General features: G+C 64.9%; 18 protein-coding genes. 10 read left to right on the top strand and 8 right to left on the bottom strand.

Features of this window, described 5'->3' with window-relative positions:
* Positions 1-141: 141 nt before the first annotated feature.
* The 3 genes from AAFN88_RS20785 to AAFN88_RS20775 are packed head-to-tail and all read right to left on the bottom strand — an operon-like array spanning position 142 to position 3,014.
* Positions 142-1,098 carry a MoxR family ATPase gene (locus AAFN88_RS20785; protein ID WP_347522621.1) on the bottom strand — a complete coding sequence of 319 codons (957 nt, stop codon included), beginning with the start codon at positions 1,096-1,098 and terminating at the stop codon, positions 142-144.
* Positions 1,013-2,317, bottom strand: a complete 1,305-nt coding sequence (locus AAFN88_RS20780) for a DUF4350 domain-containing protein (RefSeq protein ID WP_347522619.1) — start codon at positions 2,315-2,317, stop codon at positions 1,013-1,015. The genes AAFN88_RS20785 and AAFN88_RS20780 overlap by 86 nt, the downstream gene beginning before the upstream one ends.
* Positions 2,318-2,327: 10 nt before the next feature.
* A complete protein-coding gene (locus AAFN88_RS20775) occupies positions 2,328-3,014 on the bottom strand; it encodes a DUF4129 domain-containing protein (protein ID WP_347522617.1) in 687 nt (228 codons plus the stop codon).
* Between the two features lie 337 nt (positions 3,015-3,351).
* Here AAFN88_RS20775 and AAFN88_RS20770 point away from each other — a divergent pair, with 337 nt between their 5' ends.
* Positions 3,352-4,275, top strand: a complete 924-nt coding sequence (locus AAFN88_RS20770) for a PfkB family carbohydrate kinase (protein ID WP_347522615.1) — start codon at positions 3,352-3,354, stop codon at positions 4,273-4,275.
* Positions 4,275-5,189, top strand: coding sequence for a pseudouridine-5'-phosphate glycosidase (locus tag AAFN88_RS20765; RefSeq protein ID WP_347522614.1), 915 nt, complete (start codon positions 4,275-4,277; stop codon positions 5,187-5,189). Before AAFN88_RS20770 ends, AAFN88_RS20765 begins: the two co-directional genes overlap by 1 nt.
* Here AAFN88_RS20765 and AAFN88_RS20760 read toward each other — a convergent pair.
* The 3 genes from AAFN88_RS20760 to AAFN88_RS20750 all read right to left on the bottom strand — a co-directional run bounded on the left by AAFN88_RS20760 (position 5,184) and on the right by AAFN88_RS20750 (position 8,225).
* Positions 5,184-5,357, bottom strand: a complete 174-nt coding sequence (locus AAFN88_RS20760) for a HEAT repeat domain-containing protein (protein WP_347522612.1) — start codon at positions 5,355-5,357, stop codon at positions 5,184-5,186. The genes AAFN88_RS20765 and AAFN88_RS20760 overlap by 6 nt on opposite strands.
* Positions 5,354-7,372, bottom strand: a complete 2,019-nt coding sequence (locus AAFN88_RS20755) for an adenylate/guanylate cyclase domain-containing protein (protein ID WP_347522611.1) — start codon at positions 7,370-7,372, stop codon at positions 5,354-5,356. The genes AAFN88_RS20760 and AAFN88_RS20755 overlap by 4 nt, the downstream gene beginning before the upstream one ends.
* 79 nt (positions 7,373-7,451) lie before the next feature.
* Positions 7,452-8,225, bottom strand: coding sequence for a hypothetical protein (locus AAFN88_RS20750; protein ID WP_347522610.1), 774 nt, complete (start codon positions 8,223-8,225; stop codon positions 7,452-7,454).
* A 146-nt stretch (positions 8,226-8,371) separates the two neighbouring features.
* Here AAFN88_RS20750 and AAFN88_RS20745 point away from each other — a divergent pair, with 146 nt between their 5' ends.
* On the top strand, positions 8,372-9,991 hold the full coding sequence (locus AAFN88_RS20745) for an adenylate/guanylate cyclase domain-containing protein (protein WP_347522609.1): 1,620 nt from the start codon (positions 8,372-8,374) through the stop codon (positions 9,989-9,991).
* Between the two features lie 9 nt (positions 9,992-10,000).
* On the opposite strand, the gene AAFN88_RS20740 is transcribed toward AAFN88_RS20745, so the two are convergent.
* Positions 10,001-11,731 carry an adenylate/guanylate cyclase domain-containing protein gene (locus tag AAFN88_RS20740; protein ID WP_347522607.1) on the bottom strand — a complete coding sequence of 577 codons (1,731 nt, stop codon included), beginning with the start codon at positions 11,729-11,731 and terminating at the stop codon, positions 10,001-10,003.
* Positions 11,732-12,416: 685 nt separating this feature from the next.
* Between AAFN88_RS20740 and AAFN88_RS20735 the strand changes: the two genes are divergently transcribed.
* Together AAFN88_RS20735 and AAFN88_RS20730 are read left to right on the top strand one after the other, a co-directional pair.
* Complete coding sequence (locus tag AAFN88_RS20735; RefSeq protein WP_347522606.1) at positions 12,417-12,962, top strand: TetR family transcriptional regulator; 546 nt, start codon at positions 12,417-12,419, stop codon at positions 12,960-12,962.
* A 144-nt stretch (positions 12,963-13,106) separates the two neighbouring features.
* A complete protein-coding gene (locus AAFN88_RS20730; protein ID WP_347522605.1) occupies positions 13,107-13,520 on the top strand; it encodes an ester cyclase in 414 nt (137 codons plus the stop codon).
* A 409-nt stretch (positions 13,521-13,929) separates the two neighbouring features.
* Here the strand turns inward: AAFN88_RS20730 and phnF are convergent, their stop codons facing one another.
* A complete protein-coding gene (gene phnF, locus AAFN88_RS20725; protein WP_347522604.1) occupies positions 13,930-14,652 on the bottom strand; it encodes a phosphonate metabolism transcriptional regulator PhnF in 723 nt (240 codons plus the stop codon).
* A 182-nt stretch (positions 14,653-14,834) separates the two neighbouring features.
* Here phnF and phnG point away from each other — a divergent pair, with 182 nt between their 5' ends.
* Genes phnG through phnK form a run of 5 tightly spaced genes read left to right on the top strand, consistent with a single transcriptional unit; the run spans position 14,835 to position 18,774 of the window.
* Positions 14,835-15,317: a phosphonate C-P lyase system protein PhnG gene (gene phnG / locus AAFN88_RS20720; protein ID WP_347522603.1), complete on the top strand. Its 483-nt coding sequence runs from the start codon at positions 14,835-14,837 to the stop codon at positions 15,315-15,317.
* Entirely contained in the window at positions 15,317-15,949 is a 633-nt protein-coding gene (phnH, locus tag AAFN88_RS20715) for a phosphonate C-P lyase system protein PhnH (protein WP_347522601.1), read from the top strand. Before phnG ends, phnH begins: the two co-directional genes overlap by 1 nt.
* A gap of 4 nt (positions 15,950-15,953) precedes the next feature.
* Complete coding sequence (locus AAFN88_RS20710) at positions 15,954-17,054, top strand: carbon-phosphorus lyase complex subunit PhnI (RefSeq protein WP_347522600.1); 1,101 nt, start codon at positions 15,954-15,956, stop codon at positions 17,052-17,054.
* Positions 17,054-17,992 carry an alpha-D-ribose 1-methylphosphonate 5-phosphate C-P-lyase PhnJ gene (locus AAFN88_RS20705; protein ID WP_347522599.1) on the top strand — a complete coding sequence of 313 codons (939 nt, stop codon included), beginning with the start codon at positions 17,054-17,056 and terminating at the stop codon, positions 17,990-17,992. The genes AAFN88_RS20710 and AAFN88_RS20705 overlap by 1 nt, the downstream gene beginning before the upstream one ends.
* A gap of 2 nt (positions 17,993-17,994) precedes the next feature.
* Positions 17,995-18,774: a phosphonate C-P lyase system protein PhnK gene (phnK, locus tag AAFN88_RS20700; protein ID WP_347522788.1), complete on the top strand. Its 780-nt coding sequence runs from the start codon at positions 17,995-17,997 to the stop codon at positions 18,772-18,774.

The raw sequence follows: 18,774 nt of genomic DNA, 5'->3' as shown, positions 1-18,774 counted from the left end.
CCCGGTCAAGCGAGCGATGGCGAGCGCGAGCCAGAATCCAGGGGCAAGTGACGGAGCGGCCGCCCTGGACCCTCGGGTCAAGCCCAAGGGTGACGATCTGAGCTGGCGGCGCTCCGGCGCGCGCTGAGGCGGCAAGGTCTCTCATCGCGGCGCGGGGATCTGGTCGAGGACCTGGCGGATCACGGCGTCGGCGGCCAGCCCCTCGATCTCGGCGCCGGGTGAAAGAACCACGCGGTGGCGCAGCGCCGGCAGCGCGATGAACTTCACGTCGTCGGGGATCACGTAGTCGCGGCCCTGCATGGCGGCCAAGGCGCGCGCGGCGGTGGCGATCATGTTGGCCGAGCGCGGCGAAGCGCCGAATTCCAGGGACTCGTGCTCGCGCGTCGCCCGCACGATGTCGACGATGTAGTCGATCAGTTCGTCGGAAAGCCGCAGGCCGGCGATCACCTTGCGGATGTCCGCCAGGGCGGCGGCGTCGGCCACGGCTTCCAGGCCGAAGTCGGCCAGGTCCGGCATCACGGTGCGGTGGCCGTGGCGGGCGACGATGGCGCGCTCCTCGTCGCGCGCCGGATAGTCGAGGATGTGCTTGAAGAGAAAGCGGTCGAGCTGCGCCTCGGGCAGGGGATAGGTACCCTGCTGTTCGATGGGGTTCTGGGTGGCGATGACCATGAAGTCGTCGCCCAGCGGGTGGGTCGCGCCGTCGATGGTCACGGCACGCTCGTGCATGGCCTGCAGCAGCGCCGCCTGGGTCTTCGGCGGCGTGCGGTTGATTTCGTCGGCCAGCAGGATCTGGGTGAAGACCGGCCCCTTGGTCAGCTTGAAATCGCTGGTCTGGAAGTTGAAGAGGTTGGTGCCCAGCACGTCGCCCGGCATCAGGTCGGGCGTGAACTGGATGCGCCCGAAGTCGAGGTTCACCGACCTGGCGAAAGACTGCGCCAGCAGCGTCTTGGCGGTGCCGGGCACCCCTTCCAGCAGGACATGACCCTCCGACAGCAGGGCCACCAGCATCAGGTCAAGGGCGGCGTCCTGTCCGACCACGGTCTTGCGAACCTGCTCCCGCACCCGGTCGCAGACCGTTTGGATCGGCTCTATGTCCATGAATCATCTCCTGTTTCCATCGGTGTAGGCGTAGCGCCGCGCGCAGCAGGGCGGGCACCGCGATAGAGGGACCGTCGAGGGCGGCGGCGACGGCGGCCTGGACCTCGTTATAGCTCTCGCTGGTGCCGCGCGCCTCGCCCACCTGGTCCAGCCAATGGGTCAGCGCCGCGCCGCGGATGTCGCGGGGAATGTGAATCTGGCGGCCCAGGTCGCGCAGGCAGGTTTCGTGGTAGCGCCGCAGGATGTCGGCCAGATTGCCGGCGAATTCGAAGAGGCTGGCGGTGTTGGCGATGAGCACCTGCTTGCCGGCCTTGAGGCGCGGGCGCGGCGGCAGCGGTGCGCCGAAGCGCCCGGCGGCGGCCCAGACCAGGACGGCGGCGGCAAAGAGGCCCTGCAGCACCGCCAGGTTCAGCGGGAAGCTCAGCAGAGCCTTCCAGAGATCGGGCGAGAGGGTGAAGCCGTGCACGGTTTCGTCGAAGACCGCCGCGCCGCCGCCGCGCAGCAGGGCGTCGACCATGGCCACGGCGAAGACGGCGTTGTCACCCTCGTCGATGCCGCTGTTGTTGATGATGTCGGGATCGGAGAGGACCCAGACGGTGGTGTCCGCGATCTTGTACTCGCCCAGCAGCACGCCGGCGTCGCTGTGGACGATGGGCGTGATCGTGTCGGACCTGATGAGCTGGGCGCCGCCCAGGCTGGGGGCGCTGTCCCAGGCGGTGCGGCGCCACTCCGGGGTCTCGTCGCTGCGCACGATCGAGGCCCCTTCGTCGACGACGTGCAGGATCCTCTCGACGGAGTCCGGCTCCAGCTCGCGCAGCACCTTGATCCAGGTGCGGTTTTCGTAGCCGGGATGGCCGGACCAGCGCGGCAGCACCAGCAGCACGCGGTCAGCGTCGAACATCAGCTCCAGGGATTCCAGGGCGTCGGCGCTGCTGTTGGGCTGGGCGAGAACCAGCAGCCCATCGCCGTCATAGGCCTTGGCGGCGGAGTCGTTGCGGCTGAGCAGGACCGGGACGTCGAGATCCTGCAGGATCTCGGTCCAGGCGCGGTGGCCGATGGCCGAATAGGAGAAGGCATTGGCCCCGTAGGTGCCCTCGGTCTGCGGGTCGGAGTAAATCGCGACCAGGGCCGCGGCGGTGAAGGCCATCAGGCCGGCGGCGACCAGCAGGGCCACCGCGCGCGGGGAGAAGGCGTCGCCGCCCGGCGTCCGGCCGCTCATGCCCACATCCTCATGCGGGCACCCCTTCCATGCCGTTGAAGCGCAGGAAGTCGTCGCGGCAGTTGCGGTAGTCGGGCTCCCCGGCGCTGCGTCCGCCGAAGTGGTTGATCTCCGAGGCCGCCACCATGCGGGTCAGCGGCGCCGCGGCCTCGCCGGGGATGGCGCTGAGGCGCAGCACTTCGCGGCCGGTCATGGCCGGGGCGATGCGCGGGCCCAGCTCGCGGCGCAGGCGCTCCATGGCGACCAGCAGCAGCAGGTGAATGGCCTCGCTGAAGCGTCCCTCGGCCGCCAGGGCGTCGGCCTCGGCCAGGGTACGGTGCTCCGCCTCGCGCTGGGCCGGCGGCACCGCCTGCACCTTGGCCGGCTCGGCCGGCGCCGCCTTGGGGCTGCGCTTGATGCCGAAGCGGCCTTCCAGCAGCTCGCGGGCCAGATTGAAGAGAAAGAAGAGGATGATGGCGGCGACCACCGCGCCCAGGGACCAGAGGATGGTCTTCGCCAGCCAGGGCGGGATCCTCCATCGATTGATCTCCGGCACAACCTCGGGTTCCGGCTTTTCGGTCTGGTAGCGGCGATCGTCGAGCACCCGGTCGCGGCTGGCGGCGACGTCCTCCGGCGCGTGCGGGCTTTGTTGGGCCAGGGCAGGCGCCGAGGGGAGCGGCAGCGGCAGGGCGCAGGCCAAGGCGGCGATCACGAGCACTCGTCCGGCCCAGCTCTTGACGGCCTCAACGCGCCCGCGGGGCCGGAGGCCCCGCACGCCGTCACCGGCGATCGGCCGCGTCCGCACGTGCCGCCCCGCGTCTGACTTCAACTCAGAGTTCATTCCCTGTCCGATATAACCCGCAGCGTCCTTGCAATCCATGGCGAAGTTGCCGGCCCCCCGGCCACCGGCCACCGCCGGACCCCCGGCAGGTGTCCAGAATGCCGATGATTATGGCGGATTTTCGGGCGCTGTCTTGGCGGTTGCCCCATTGGTTGCCTGGGAGCCTCCGCTCGGCGAAGCTGCGCCGGCAACCGCAGTCGAAGGAGTCGAAGGCTTGGGAAGCGACAGTCCGCCGAGGGTTGCCGTGATCGGGGCCTGCCATCTGGACCGCAAGGCGCGGGCCCCGGCGCCTTACGTGGAGGGCGCCTCCAACCCGGTGGAGCTGCGGGGCTGCCCAGGCGGCGTGGCGCGCAATCTCGCGGAGAACCTCCTGCGCCTGGGGCTCGGGGTCGAGCTGGTGACGCGGCTGGGTCCGGACGCCGAGGGCGACGCCCTGCTGGCGGGTTTGCGGACCCTGCCCCTGGGGCTGGCGGGCGTCAGCCGTTCGGCGGCGGCGCCGACGGCCTTTCACCTCATCGCCCTGCAGCCCGACGGCGAGATGCTGGTCGCCGTCGCCGACATGCGGATCTATGACGAGATCACCCCGGCGCTGCTGCGCGCCCTGCCGGCGGCGCTCTGGGAGGCGGAGGCGCTGGTCGCGGACTGCAACCTGCCGCAGGAGACCCTGGCCTTCCTGGCCGGGCTGCGGCAAAAGGGGCGGCGGATGGCGGCCATCGGCGTGTCGCCGGCCAAGGTCGAGCGCCTGCGCCCGCTGTTGGCGGCCTGCGACTTCCTGGTGGTGAACCGCCGCGAGGCCGCGGTGCTGGCCGGGCTGGACCCGGAAACGGCCCCGACGGCCCTGGCCCGGGCGCTGCTGGCCGCCGGGGCCGGAGAGGTCGTCATCACCCTGGGCGAGGCGGGCATCTGCCTTGCCGGGGGTGGCGCGGTGCTGGAACTGGCAAAGTTGCCCGGCCCGCTGACCGACGTCACCGGGGCGGGCGACGCCCTGGCGGCGGCCTTCCTTGCGGCGCGCCTGGAGGGGCGGGACCTGGAAAGCGCCGGGCGGCGCGCCCTGGCAGCGGCCCGCCTGACCGTGGAGAGCAACGACAGCGTCAGTGCCGAACTGACGCCCGAGAAACTGGAGCAGATCACCGCGTGATGAAGCCCTTCGTCGAAATCCTGCCGGAAGTGCAACAGGCCCTGGCGGCCGGCCGGCCGGTGGTGGCGCTGGAATCCACCATCATCACCCACGGCATGCCGGCGCCGCGCAACCTGGAGACGGCGCGGGCGGTGGCCGCGGCGGTGCGGGCCGGCGGCGCCGTGCCGGCCACCATCGCGCTCCTCGACGGGCGGATCCGCATCGGCCTGGAGCCACAGGAGTTGGAGCGCCTGGCCGGGGAGCGGGACGTGGCCAAGGTGAGCCGCGCCGACCTGCCCGCCGTGCTGGCGGCCGGCGGCACGGGCTCCACCACCGTAGCGGCGACCATGATCTGCGCCGACCTGGCCGGCATACGGGTTTTCGCCACCGGCGGCATCGGAGGCGTGCACCGCGGCGCCGAGTTGAGCTTCGACGTTTCCGCCGACCTGCAGGAACTGGCGCGCACGCCGGTCGCGGTGGTCTGCGCCGGGGCCAAGGCGATCCTCGACCTGCCCAAGACCCTGGAGGTGCTGGAGACGCTGGGCGTGCCGGTCGTCGGCTACGGCTGCGACCAACTGCCGGCCTTCTACAGCCGCGCCTCGGGCCTGGCGGTGCCGCTGCGCCGCGACAGCGCGCAAGAGATTGCCGAAGTTATGCAGTGCAAGTGGACGCTGGGCCTGGGCGGCGGCCTGATGGTCGCCAATCCCATCCCGGCAGAGGCGGAGATTCCCGCCGCCCGGATCGCCGGCCATATCGAAACCGCGCTGGCCGAAGCCGAAGCGCAGGGCGTCCAGGGCAAGGCGGTCACGCCCTTCCTGCTGGCCCGCCTGGAAGATCTCAGCGGCGGCGCCAGCCTGGAGGCCAACGTCGCCCTGGTTCTGAACAACGCCCGCCTGGCCGCCGAGATCGCAGGAGCCTACGCGGCACTCTCATAGCTCTTTGATGTAGTTCAGCGCCCGCTTCACACGAAACTCGTCAACCCCCTTGGCCAGCATGTCCTCAAGGGCCGGAATTGCAGCCTTCGAGGCGGGCCCGATCTTTCCTAGTGTGTTCAGCACCGCGCCGACAACCCGAAACTCCGGGTCGCCCAGAGCTTCAATCAAGACCGGTACCGCGTTGGCCGCAAGGGGCCAAAAAGCCCCAGTTCTTCAACGGAGGATCTGCGCTCCGTAGCGTCACCACTGTGTAGCCGCTCGATCAGTGTGTCGACGGTGACATCCAACGGCAGCGTAGAAAGCTTGAGGCCGTCTTGCAGTCGCTGCTCAACATCGCGCGCCTCGGGGCTCCATTTGTAAGGGAAGTGATACTCCAGAACGCTTCTCTCGAGCTCAGCCTGATTGGCCTCGGGCCGCCATTGCAGGAGCGCGTCTCTGGCATCTTTCCTGCGGCCGAGACGGGCATGGCTTGCCGACAGAAGGGGCGTCAAGTCGTCGGAGTCCGGGTTTCGTGTTAGGGCCTGAGTCAGTACGGTAGCTGATTGGTCCAGGTCATTCATTGCAAAGTAGGCCAAAGCCTTGGCCAGGGCATAGTGGCTTGGGTGGTTTGGGTTGAGCCGCAACGCCGTCTCGATAAACGCCAAGCCCGGCTCCGGCTTGCCGGTCGTAATCATTGCCAGGCCCATGGCAACCTGGGCCTCAGGGTCATTCGGATCGAGTGCTACCGCACGCGCAGCCTCGGTAAGCGCTGCGTCGTGCTGATTGTCGTAAAGCGAAATTTGCGAGGCCGCCACTTTGGTCAGTGACGAGCTGTTCGCCTCACCTTCCGTCACATAGGCGACCGCGGTGTCAAAGGCGCCACTCGGACTTGTGCCCAGCTCCTCGTGCCATCGCCACTGACAGCCTCTTACATAGACCAAGCCCAGAGCGGCGTAAGCGCGCCCATAACCGGGATCAATTTCGAGCGCATTCCCAAGATGCTCTGCGGCAATGGCGTTGTCCTCTGCCGTGTAGCGCAGATAGTGCTCCCAGCCTTTCTGAAACGCCTCGCGCGCTTGAATGTTGGTGGTTTGTCCGCTGGCAAAGGCCTTCCGCTCGCCTTCGGAAAGATTCAGCGCCAAGGCGCTGACAATCTCCCTGATGAAGAGATCCTGCACTTCGAAGACACTGGCAACAGGGCCGTCGTAGCGCTCCGCCCAAAGGTTGCCGCCGGTGGTTGCATCGATAAGCTGAGCATTGACGCGGATCTCATTGCCTGACCGGCGAACGCTGCCCTCCAGCACGTAGCGCACGCCTAAGTCCTCCGAAACTTGCCGGGCGGGTACCGAGCGTCCCTTGTACACAAAAGTCGAGTTTCGGGAGATGACGAATAGTCCCGAAATGCTCGAAAGGTCGGTGATCAAATCCTCGGTCAGGCCGTCGGTGAAGTACTCCTGCTCAGGGTCACCTGACATGTTCACGAATGGCAAAACCGCGATGGAGGGTTTTTCAGGTAGCGGGAACGCCATTCGATCGACAGAAGCCGGCTCGACAGTCGGTTGCCAAGGCTTCAGCCAAGCAACCGCGCCGGAGGCTGCGATCGCCACGGCCGCAGCCGCCGCCACTGCCGCTTTTCTCCATGCCCCTCGTGCACCTTTCTTCAACCTCACATTTTTGCCGGCAGCCTTGGGCGACAGACTTACGCGATAGACCCGGATCGGTTCGGCGATATTCTTGACGTGTTGATTGCCCAAATCCTCGAAGCCGAAGTCTACCTTGCCTTTGACCTGGCCCACTACGTGCTGCGATACGCAAATACCACCGGGTTCGGCCAAGCCCTCCAGCCTGGCGGCGATGTTCACCCCGTCGCCATAAAGGTCGTCGCCCTCGACAATGAGATCGCCGATATTGATGCCGATACGGAAGACGATCCTGCGGTCTTCAGGATGCTCTGCTGTCCGCTGGGCCATGCCCCGCTGCAGCGCCGCTGCGCAGACTACGGCATCGACAGCGCTGGGGAACTCCACCAGGGCGCCGTCGCCCATGAGCTTCACCAGGCGGCCTTTATGCTTGGCGATGGTTGGATCAATCAGTTCTGCGCGATGCGCCTTCAGTGCGGCCAGGGTGCCGGCCTCGTCTTGACCCATGAGGCGGCTGTAGCCAACTACGTCAACGGACATTATCGCTGCGAGCCTGCGTTCCAAACACTTCCTCCGCCCAACGTGCATGCTCGGTAGAAATGCGGCGGGCACCATGAAAGCGCTAGGCCGCAAACCGGGAATCTCAGTTGCGGCGCGCTTTCAGGTAGTTCTCCAGGAACTCCTTGTAGCCGACTTCGGCTTGCGCCCTTTCCAATGCCATATTGTAACGATCTACGATCTCTATCGTAACTGTTCTCTTCGAGAAGACGCTGTAGATTTCGACTGGTCCAAGGAACTCGATAGGCACGAGTTTGATCTCGTCGCGGACGCCCATGTCCTCGATGATACTGAGCAGTGCAGTGGATAGTGGCGCATAGATGCCGTCGATGCGCCCCAACAGCAGCTTCTCCACATTGCGCTCCATGAGCCGCTTCCCGGCAATCAGATCGTAGGTAATCCGATTGGATTGCATCGGTTCCGGAATGCGCCCTCCCACCAGAAACCCCAACCTCAAGCCGTAAAGATCGCTGACCGTTGTTATCGATGAAAGTGGATGGTCCGCCTTCAGCGCGATGGTTTCCGGGATCACGAGATACGGATTGGGGTAGTGGAAGATTTCGGTTCGCTCGGCCGTCCTGCCGAGAAAGATCATCGCGTCGATCTCGCCGTCGCCGAGCTGGTTCATGAGCCGCGTCGGCGCGGTGACTTCAGCGTTCCATTCGAAAGGTACACCGAAATGCGGCGCGATATACTCCTCGAAGTAGCTGATTGCGGCGCCTTGCGGCCGCCCGCCCTCCGCCCCGGTCACATGGGGCGGGATGTCGAAGTAGCCGATCCGAAGCACATTCTGCGCCTCGGCAGCCGGCCCTGAGAGGCCAAGCAGGGCAGCAATGGTCATGACATAGAGGTGGCGCATCTTGGGTGGCCTCTCATGCCAGTCTCGCGGCCACGACGCAAAAGCTTCATGGCTCGCGGCACCAATCTACCATATGATTGGCTACCGACACAGCGCCGATCCGAAGCGGCCTTCGGATCGCGCTACGACGCCGGAGGACCCAGGTGATGCGTCCGAGGGACGGAAGGCGCCAGACCCTGCGCGGCAAGTTCCTTCGCGTAACCATTCCGCTGATCTTTCTTTCGGTCATCGGGGTCTTCGCCCTGATTGAGCTTCTGGCCCATCGCAATGCGGTCGCCCGTCTGGAAGAGAACCTTGAAGGTATGATCCGGACACAGGCGGCGGCGTTGGCCAACCCGGTCTGGAATCTCGACCGCGAGCAGATTCGTCTGAGCCTGGAAGCCGTTGTCACCAACCGTGAGATCGTTTTTGCGCAAGTTCTGGGCGAGAAGGGCGAAGTGATGAGCGCGGCGGGTGCGGCGCCGGAGGAAGTCTCGCGTGAGGACCTAATCCCGCTCAGCCGCAACATCATCTTCAATGCCGGGAGCGGAGACCGGGTAATCGGTACACTGGAGTTTACGGCCACCCGGCGATTTTTGTGGGAGCAGACCCGCAATCGACTTCTTATCGCCGCCGTCATCGCGCTGGTCGCGGTGTCGATCGAGGTCGCTGCTGCGCTATATGCGCTGCGCAGTATCATTGGCAGGCCGCTGGCACGGCTGCTCGCATCGATCAACCAGGCGCGCACGGAAGAAGAACGTCAGCCGGTGACCTGGCACAGCACGGACGAGCTTGGCCAAGTCATTGACGCCTACAACCAGATGCAGGCACAGCAGCAGAGTTACGAGGCGGAATTACGGGCGGCTCGGGACACGCTGGAGGACAAAGTGGCCGAGCGAACGGAGGAACTGGCAAGCAAGAGCCGGCAGATGGAGCAGCTCTCCAGCCAACTCGCCAAATACCTCTCTCCCCAGGTCTACGAGTCCATCTTTTCTGGCCGCCAGGAGGTGAAGGTCGCCGCCACCCGGAAAAAGCTGACAGTGTTCTTCTCCGATATCGCCGACTTCACCCAGACCGCCGACCGGATGGAATCCGAGGAGCTGACCCAGCTGCTGAACCACTATCTGACCGAAATGTCGCGCATCGCACTGAGCCACGGTGCTACGATCGACAAATACGTGGGGGATGCCATTTTGCTTTTCTTCGGCGATCCCGAAAGCAAAGGAGTCAAGGAAGATGCGGTCGCCTGCGTAGAGATGGCGCTCACCATGCGCCAACGGCTGGCCGAGCTCTCCGAGATCTGGCGAGGGGCCGGAATTGAGAATCCGCTCCAGTGCCGAATGGGGATTCATACCGGATACTGCACGGTAGGTAACTTCGGCAGCGAGGATCGCCTGGATTACACGATCATTGGAAGTTCAGTGAACACCGCCTCGCGATTGGAGTCGCTGGCAACACCGGGCGAAATACTCATTTCGTACGAGACTTATGCACATGTCTGCGACCGCATTCGCTGCGAGGAATACGGGCAGGTCGAGGTCAAGGGGCTTGCCTATCCCATCGCTACATTCCGGGTTATCGATACCCTTGAACCCCCGGACAAGCAGCGGCGGCGCTTCTGCGCCGAGCACCCCGCCGTCAAGCTGGAGTTCGATCTCGATGCCATGACTGCTGACGATCGAAATCAGGCGCTGGAGATCTTGCGGCAGGCGCAGACGCTGTTGTCGGAGAGCGAAGGCTTTGAAGACGCTGCTATCTTGGCAGAGCGCAAGAAGCCCGCCGAATAGCGGGATCGGTCACTCGGGTAGGCGCGCATTGCGTAGCCCGGCAAGGAAGCTTTGCAAGTCTGCCTCGTTCTTGAAGGGCAGCTTCTTGCCTTGGGCCGCGATCGAAAAGTCGGGCCTCACCTGAAGCGCCAAGGCAGCATTTTTTTGCGCCTCGTCCATGTTGCCGAGTTCGGCATGACAGGCGGCCACATAGGCGTGATAGAACGACGGGCGTTCGGTAATCTGACTATAGGCTTCGAGAGCCTCGGCATAGCGTCCTGCGGTATGCAGCACGTGAGCAAGTACGGTCTTGTACCAATTCGGGTGATAGGGATTGAGCTGCATCGCTTTGCGGGCCCACTCAACGCCTTCCTCTGCCCGCCCCACATAACGAAACAGGATAGCCCGATAGATGGCGCCGAGCGCGTCGTTGGGATTCAGGGCAATGCTCTTATCTGAGTGCAGCTCCGCCAAGTCATATTGATGCATGTGAGTGTAAATAGGAACCAGGATGCGGTGGCAGCGACTGTCGTTCTCGTCCAGTTCCAAAGCCCGGCGGGCGCTGGCAAGGGCGCGCTCCAGTTCGCCAGGGTCTTGGTTGTGGTTCCATTGAACATATATCGCCAAGGCCAAGTAGGCGTGACCGGCTGCGTACTGGGGGTCAAGGTTGACGGCCTTCTTGAAGAGACGCTGAGCATCGGCGTTGTGTTCTTCGCCGACCAGGCGCAGTTGCTCCAGACCGCGCAGGACGTAGTCGTAGGCGACGAGGTTCTGGGGTGGTTTGCGCTTCGCGAGCTGGGTGCCTGCCGCCTCCACTTGCCCGGCTACGGCCGCCACGACGGTCCGCACGACGTCATCCTGGACAGCGAAGACATCTTCGAGTTCCCGGTCGTAGCGCTCGGCCCAGAGATGAGCGCCGCTGGCTGAGTCGATAAGCTGTGCAGTGATGCGGACCCGGTTGCCCGCTTTGCGTACACTCCCCTCCACGACATACTGCACGCTCAATCTGCGCGCGATCTCGGCGATATCGATCTGCTGACCGCGGAAAGCAAAGGAAGAGTTTCGTGCAAGCACGAATAGAGAGCGGAAGCGGGATAGCTCAGTAATTATGTCTTCAGTGATGCCGTCCGAGAAGTAGTCCTGTTCCGGGTCGCCAGACATATTGTCGAAAGGCAGTACCGCGATCGAGGGGTGCTCGGCGCGGCGCAAGGGGCTCTTTCTTGTCGAACCTGCGCCGCTGCCGGAACGGCCACGCGCGACGCGAAAAATCCGGACAGGCTCAGCGACATTCTTGAGATAGTGTTCGCCCATGTCATCGAAATCGGCTTCTACTTTGCCCTTCGCATAGCGAAAGACATCGCCGGAGACCCAGATCCCGTCGGGCTCTGCCAGGCTTTCCAGGCGCGCCGCAACATTAACCCCATCGCCGTGAATATCGTCATCCTCGACGATCACGTCCCCCAGGTTGATCCCAATGCGGAAGCTAAGCCGCTTGTCGTCATCGACCTCCGCTTCGTGCGCCATCACTGTTCTTTGCCAAGCCACCGCGCAGGTGAGAGCATCGACGACGCTGACGAACTCGACCAATAGGCCATCTCCGATCACTTTGACCACGCGGCCATGGTTCTTGACGATAAGCGGTTCCAGGGTTTCCTGGCGCAGCTCGGTCATACGCCGAAGCGTTTCCGTCTCATCCGTGCCCATGATCCGGGTGTAGTCGACCACATCAGCGGCAAGAATGGCGGCGAGCCTGCGTTCCAAGGCTTTTCTCCCATCTTGGGCGGATTATGGGCCAAGCAGTTTCGGAACTCTAGAGGGTGCCGGATGGGCTTATATTTATGCTTGGCACTCGGCGGCTGCCCTCATAGCCTCATGGACAGCTCTGCTTCCTGGTGCATACCTGGCATGGGCGGACGCTGTCTGTGGAGGCCGGTAGTCTGCCCGTGTGACACGACCGGCCTCAGGAAGCGCTGATGTGAGGGTCCGGCACTCCCCAGCCTGAACCGCCTGAGAAGCTCCGGGAAGACAGCGGTGCGCCGTGTGGTCAAATGATCCGAAGACCCGCTAGGGAGATGGGTAACCCGCTATGGCTGCGCGACAAGCTGAGCACGCTCTGCGGCCATGCGGCCCCAGCCGTACTCGACGACGCGTCCCTCGGCGCCGACGTTGACTGATTCGGTGACCAGCACCGGCTGGCTGCTCCCCGCTGCTCAGCAGACATTTGCTGTCGGTTTACGCAACGGCGGCTTTTGATCTTGAGCGGCAATATGGGGTTTTATTCTCGTGACCGCTTCGAGCCCGATGCCGACTTGGCAAGGCTTCTGTCCGGTCGACACCGTACTGCCTTTCGAAACCCGGACACAATCTCTGCAGCGCCGTTGAAATATTAAAACGAGTATTCTATTTTATTGCTATGGGAAGAAATAGAAAATACGGGCGTCAAGACGTGCTGGAAAAGGCAATGCATCTGTTTTGGCGAAACGGTTTCCAAGCCACCTCGATAGGTGAAGTGGCTCAGGCGACCGGAATGAATACGGCAAGCATGTACAAGGAGTTCGGCGACAAGGACGGACTGTTCGCCAATACCCTGGAGCATTACCGGGGCAACGTCATTTCACCTCGCTTCGAGATGCTGTCCAAGGAGCCGAATTTGAACGGGGTGTTCAAATTTCTCCAGAGCGTCGTGACGGGGGCGTCGAGGGACGAGTACAAGGGCTGCCTGATGATGAATCATTTGGCCCAGCGACATGCGATCAGCTCCGAGGCGGCAGAGATGATCGATGACTTCTGCGTCGCGATGGAATCACATCTTGAGGTGGCTTTCCGGGGCGCGCAGGCTGCCGGCGAATTGTCCGAGGATAAGGATCCGGCAGCTCTTGCGAGCTATGTCATGTGCTGTGTCCACGGCCTTGTGCTCTATGGACGGCATCAGAAGAAAAAAGCCGAAATACCAAGACTTTATGACACTGTTCGTCATGCAATTCTCTCGTGATTCCCGCCGGTGCGGACATCGGAAATTTGTAAAATTGACATTTTAAAATGGTCGTTCTAAAATAATCCTACCAGGTTCCGGTCGCTGCTGACGCGACTTGGAAACGTGGCGACGAGGCAGTTTAGGACAGGGGAGACCACGAGCATGTCGATCACCGATACCGCAAAGAATTTCTTTGAAGCCTGCGAAACCGGTAAGGGCTGGGAGGTCTGCAAAGCCTGGTGCCACGACACGGCCAGTTTTGCCTGTCAGTCGGGCGCGCTGTCCGAGACGACGACGCTCGAAGGCTACACCGACTGGATGAGAGGGCTTCTGACCCCGATCCCGGACGGGGATTATGACTTGAGGGGATTTGCCGCGGACGAAGCCCGAAATGTTGTGCTTGCCTATGGTGTGTTTCACGGCACGCATACCGGTGACGGCGGACCGGTTTCGCCGACTGGCAAGTCCCTGGCGGCCGACTATGTCTACTCGATGGAGTTCGACGGCGGCAAGATCCGGCACATGACGAAGATCTGGAACGACGGGCATTCCTTGGCCCAGCTTGGCTGGGCATAGCGCGGCCCCGCTGACGACGTTCCCCGTCGGGGTTTCATTTGCCTGAGCAGGCGCACCCGGGGGAGCGTCCGCTTCATCCGTTCAGCGGACATCCTCCGGCAATCGCCAATCGGTCGTCCTGGTGCTCGGCGGCTGTCGTCATCGCCCCACGGACTGCTCCGCTTCCCGGTACTTGCCTGACATGGGCGGACACTGTCTGTGGGGTCGGTGGTCTGCCTGTATGAGAGGGCCGGTCTCGGGAATGCGCTGATGTGAGAGTCCGTTGCCACCCGATCCGAGACGAGTTCCGGCTCGGTCATCGAACTTGTGGCGGTCTAGGCGGCGACATAGCGACCGCGCCTCTTGTCACCCTCGGCTTTGTGCCGAGGGCCCAGAGGCGACCGGGGTGTTGGCGCGAGAGGGGATGTGATCAGGGCTGCACGACGAGCTGGGCGCGCTCCGCGGCCATGCGGCCCCAGCCGTATTCGACGACGCGCCCCTCGGCGTCGACGTTGATCGATTCGGTGACCAGCACCGGCTGGCTACGCGGCAGTTCCAGCAGGCGGCACTCGCTGGCGGTGGGCAGGCGCGCGGTGATGCGGGTTTCCTTGCGCGTATAGTCCGCGACGCCGTAGTGGGCGAGCGCCTTGGTGACCGAGCGCGTCTTCTTGTAGACATCGATCATTTCGGGAAAGCGCTTGGCCGGGAAGTGGTGCGCGGCGACCGAGATCGGCCGGCCGTCCACCTTACCGACGCTTTCGATCAGCGCCACCGGGGCGCCTTTGCGGAGGTGCAGGTTCCTGGCCAGGGTCTCGTCGGCGCTGACCACGATGGCGCGCACCAGCTCACCGGAGGGAATGCGCGACTGCTTTTCGATGTTCTCGGTGAAGCGGGTGCGCTTGCCCAGCTTGTAGTCGACCATGCGCTCCTGCACGAAGGTGCCGCGGCCCTGCTCGACGCGCAGCAGCCCCTCCTGTTCCAGGAAGGCGATGCCGCGGCGCACCGTATGGCGGTTGACGGAGAAGCGCTCGGCCAGTTCGGCCTCGGTCGGCAGTTGCTTGCCGGGGGCGAAGACCTGCGCCTTGATGTCGCTTTCCAAGGTCTCGGCGATCTGGCGCCACAGCGCCACGCCGTCACGCCTTTCTAAAGTCATCGCCGCCATCCTCTTTTCGCGGTTCCGTCATCCAAGTTTCACGAAGTTCTGCTTTACATCGCTTGAGCGCCGCTTCTAACATCAAAACATACAGACATCTAGACAAATATAGGACTTGTCTAATGGATAGGGTCCCTCAGGCGGCCCCCTCGCAAGGGGGCGGCCACTCGGCTTCAGGGCAATTGGATTCAGAGCAGAACGATCCGGCGCAGGCGGCGCGCCAGCGCTGGATCTCGGTTCTGGCCAAGGCCAAGCTCGACGAACTGGAAAGCGCCTGGGAGGACCTGGCGGACAAGCCGGCCTACGACTGGCTGCGCCGGCCGGAGGTCGGCATGGTCATGGTGCGCGCCCGTACCGGCGGCACCGGCGGCCGCTTCAACCTGGGCCAGATGACGGTGACCCGCTGCGCCCTGCGGCTGGCCTCCGGGGGGGCGGGCCCCGCTTCCATTGGCCTGGGCTATGTCCAGGGGCGTTCCAAGCGCCATGCCGAGCTGGCGGCGCTTTTCGACGCCCTGCTGCAGGACGAGGCCCGGCGCGGGGCGCTGGAGGACGGCGTGATCGCGCCGCTGGAGGCCGCCCATGCCGAACGCCGCAGCAGGCGCAGCCGCAAGGCCAACGCCACCAAGGTCAACTTCTTCACCATGGTGCGCGGGGAGAACGAATAATGGCATTGGCGTCCAGTTCCAACGCCGCAACAGGCGGTATCGATACCGCGGAGCTGAGGCCCGGTCTCGCCGACCCGGTCCATGACTCCCAGCACATTTTCCGCGGCCTGCTGACGGCGCTGGCCCATCCGGGGCGGCCGGTGACGTTGCCGGGTGACGTCGCGGGGCCGGAGCCGTTGGACCCTGCGACCGCGGCGGCGGCGCTGACCCTGCTCGACTACGACACCCCGCTGTGGATCGACTGGATCGCCGACACGCCGCCGCTGCGCGCCTATCTGAAGTTCCACTGCGGCTGTCCCCTCGTGGAGCGCAGCCGGGACGCCGCCTTCGCCCTGGTGAGCGATCCGGAGCACATGCCGCGCCTGACGGTCTTCGCCCAGGGGGTCGATCAGTACCCGGACAGCTCGGCCAGCCTGCTGCTGCAGGTGCCGAGCCTGGAGGACGGCCCGGCGGTGACCTTGAAGGGCCCCGGCATCCGCGACACGGCGGTCATCCGGCCGGCGGGGTTGCCGGACTGGTTCTGGAACGACTGGCGCCTGAACGCCGCGCAGTTCCCGCTGGGCGTCGACATCTTCTTCACCTGCGGGCGGACCGTCATCGGCCTGCCGCGCGGCATCCAGGCGGAGGGCTGAGACCATGTACGTTGCAGTCAAGGGCGGCGAGCAGGCGATTCTCAACTCGCACAAGCTGATCGCCGAGGAGCGCCGCGGCGACACCGCGGTGCCGGAGTTGAGCCTGGCGCAGATCAAAGTGCAGATGCAGCTCGCCGTCGACCGGGTGATGACGGAAGGCTCGCTCTACGACCGCGACCTGGCGGCGCTGGCCATCAAGCAGGCCCAGGGCGACCTCGTGGAGGCGATCTTTCTGCTGCGCGCCTACCGCACCACGCTGACCCGCTTCGGCGAGAGCGCACCCATCGACACCTCCAAGATGGCGGTGCGCCGGCGCATCTCCGCCGCCTACAAGGATCTGCCGGGTGGCCAGGTGCTGGGGCCGAGCTACGACTACACCCACCGCCTGCTCGACTTCGCCCTGGCGGCGGAGGAGGGCGCCGGGGCGCCGCAGGCCGAGGCCGCCGAGACCGGCGTCGACGAGAACATCCCGCGGGTGACCGACATCCTGAACCACGAAGGCCTGATCGAGGAAGAGGTCGCCCCGGACGGCGACGAGGGCAGCGTGGCGGACCTGACCCGCGAGCCCCTGCGCTTTCCCGCCGGGCGCGATGTCCGCCTGCAGAACCTGGCGCGCGGCGACGAGGGCTTCCTGCTGGCGCTGGGTTACTCGACCCAGCGCGGCTACGGCCGCAACCACCCCTTCGCCGGCGAGATCCGCCTGGGCGAGGTGGCGGTGGAGTTCGTGCCCGAGGAACTGGGCTTTCCCATCGAGCTGGGCGAGATCACCGTCACCGAGTGCCAGATGATCAACCAGTTCGCCGGTTCCGCCGAGCGGCCGCCGCAGTTCACCCGCGGCTACGGCCTTTCCTTCGGGCACTGCGAGCGCAAGACCATGGCCATGGCCCTGGTCGACCGGGCGCTCAGGGCGCGCGAGCTGGACGAGACCGTGGACTACCCGGCCCAGGACGAGGAATTCGTGCTCTACCACTCCGACAACGTGGAGGCCTCCGGCTTCGTGCAGCACCTGAAGCTGCCGCACTACGTCGACTTCCAGTCGGAGCTGCAGCTCATCCGCTCGCTGCGCAAGCGCCACGACGAAGAGCACCAGGAGGCCGCCGAGTGATGAGCGCCGCACAGCAGAAAGCGACAGAAGCCGAAGACGGCTACAACTTCGCCTACCTTGACGAGCAGACCAAGCGCATGATCCGGCGTTGCCTCCTGAAGGCCGTGGCGCTGCCCGGCTACCAGGTGCCCTTCGGCGGGCGCGAGATGCCGCTGCCCTACGGCTGGGGTACCGGCGGCATGCAGGTGACGGCCAGCATCATCGGCAGGGACGACACCCTGAAGGTCATCGACCAGGGCGCCGACGACACCACCAACGCCGTGAACATCCGCCGCTTCTTCGCCCGCGTGGCCGAGGTGCCGACCACCGAGGCGACGGCGGAGGCAAGCATCGTGCAGACCCGCCACCGGGTACCGGAAGACCCCATGGCGGAGGACCAGATCATCGTCTACCAGGTGCCGCAGCCGGAGCCCCTGCGCCCCCTGGAGCCGCGCGAGACCGAGTGCCGCAAGATGCACGCCTACAAGGAATACGGCCTGATGCAGGTCTCGCTCTACGAGGACATCGCCCGCTTCGGCGAGATCGCCACCTCCTACTCCTACCCGGTGATGGTGAACGACCGCTATCTCATGTCGCCGACGCCGATCCCCAAGTTCGACAATCCCAAGATGGACGGCTTCCCGGCCCTGCAGCTCTTCGGCGCCGGGCGCGAGAAGCGCATCTACGCCATCCCGCCCTACACCAAGGTGAAGAGCCTGGACTTCGACGATCATCCCTTCGCGGTCCAGCAGTGGGAGGAGGACTGCGCCCTCTGCGGGGCGGAGGACACCTTCCTGGACGAGGTGATCCTGGATGACCGGGGCGGCAAGATGTACGTCTGCTCCGACTCCCACTACTGCGCCCGGCGGCGCGCCGAGGGGCACGAGGGCAAGCTGTCGGAGGCGGCAGCCAAGGCCTATGCGGCTGCCGTGGGCGCTGCCGAAGGGGAGGAAGCGTGACCATGGACACCTCTTCGCCCCTGCTGCGCGTGCGCAACCTGACCCACGCCTTCGGCAGCCTGCTGGCCTGCTCCGACATTTCCTTCGAGCTGCACAGCGGCGAGGTGCTGGGCGTCGTCGGCGAGTCCGGCTCCGGCAAGACCACGCTGCTGAACTGCCTCTCCGCGCGTCTCGCGCCGACCAATGGCCTCGTCGAGTACGACCTGCGCGGCCGCGGCCTCAGCGACATCTACGCCCTTTCCGAGCCGGAGCGCCGCCTGTTGCTGCGCACCGACTGGGGCGTGGTCATGCAGAACCCGCGCGACGGCCTGCGCATGGACGTCAGCGCCGGCGGCAACGTCGGCGAGCGGCTCATGGCCGTGGGCGCGCGCCACTACGGCGCCATCCGCCGGGAGGCGGAGGACTGGCTGACCAAGGTGGAGATGGACCTCTCCCGCATGGACGACAAGCCCAAGCACTTCTCCGGCGGCATGCAGCAGCGCCTGCAGATCGCCCGCAACCTGGTGACCAAGCCGCGCCTGGTGTTCATGGACGAGCCCACCGGGGGCCTGGATGTTTCCGTCCAGGCACGACTTCTCGACCTGCTGCGCGGGCTGGTGCGTGAGTTGCGGCTTTCTGCCATCATCGTCACCCACGACCTGGCCGTCGCCCGCCTGCTGGCCGACCGCCTGATGGTGATGAAGGACGGCAAGGTGGTGGAGAGCGGCCTCACCGACCAGGTGCTGGACGACCCGCACCACCCTTACACCCAGCTTTTGGTTTCCTCGGTGCTGCAGGTATGA

This window comes from Pelagibius sp. CAU 1746 (assembly GCF_039839785.1).
Taxonomy (GTDB): Bacteria; Pseudomonadota; Alphaproteobacteria; order Kiloniellales; family Kiloniellaceae; genus Pelagibius.
This window is presented reverse-complemented; position numbering and strand designations above follow the sequence as displayed.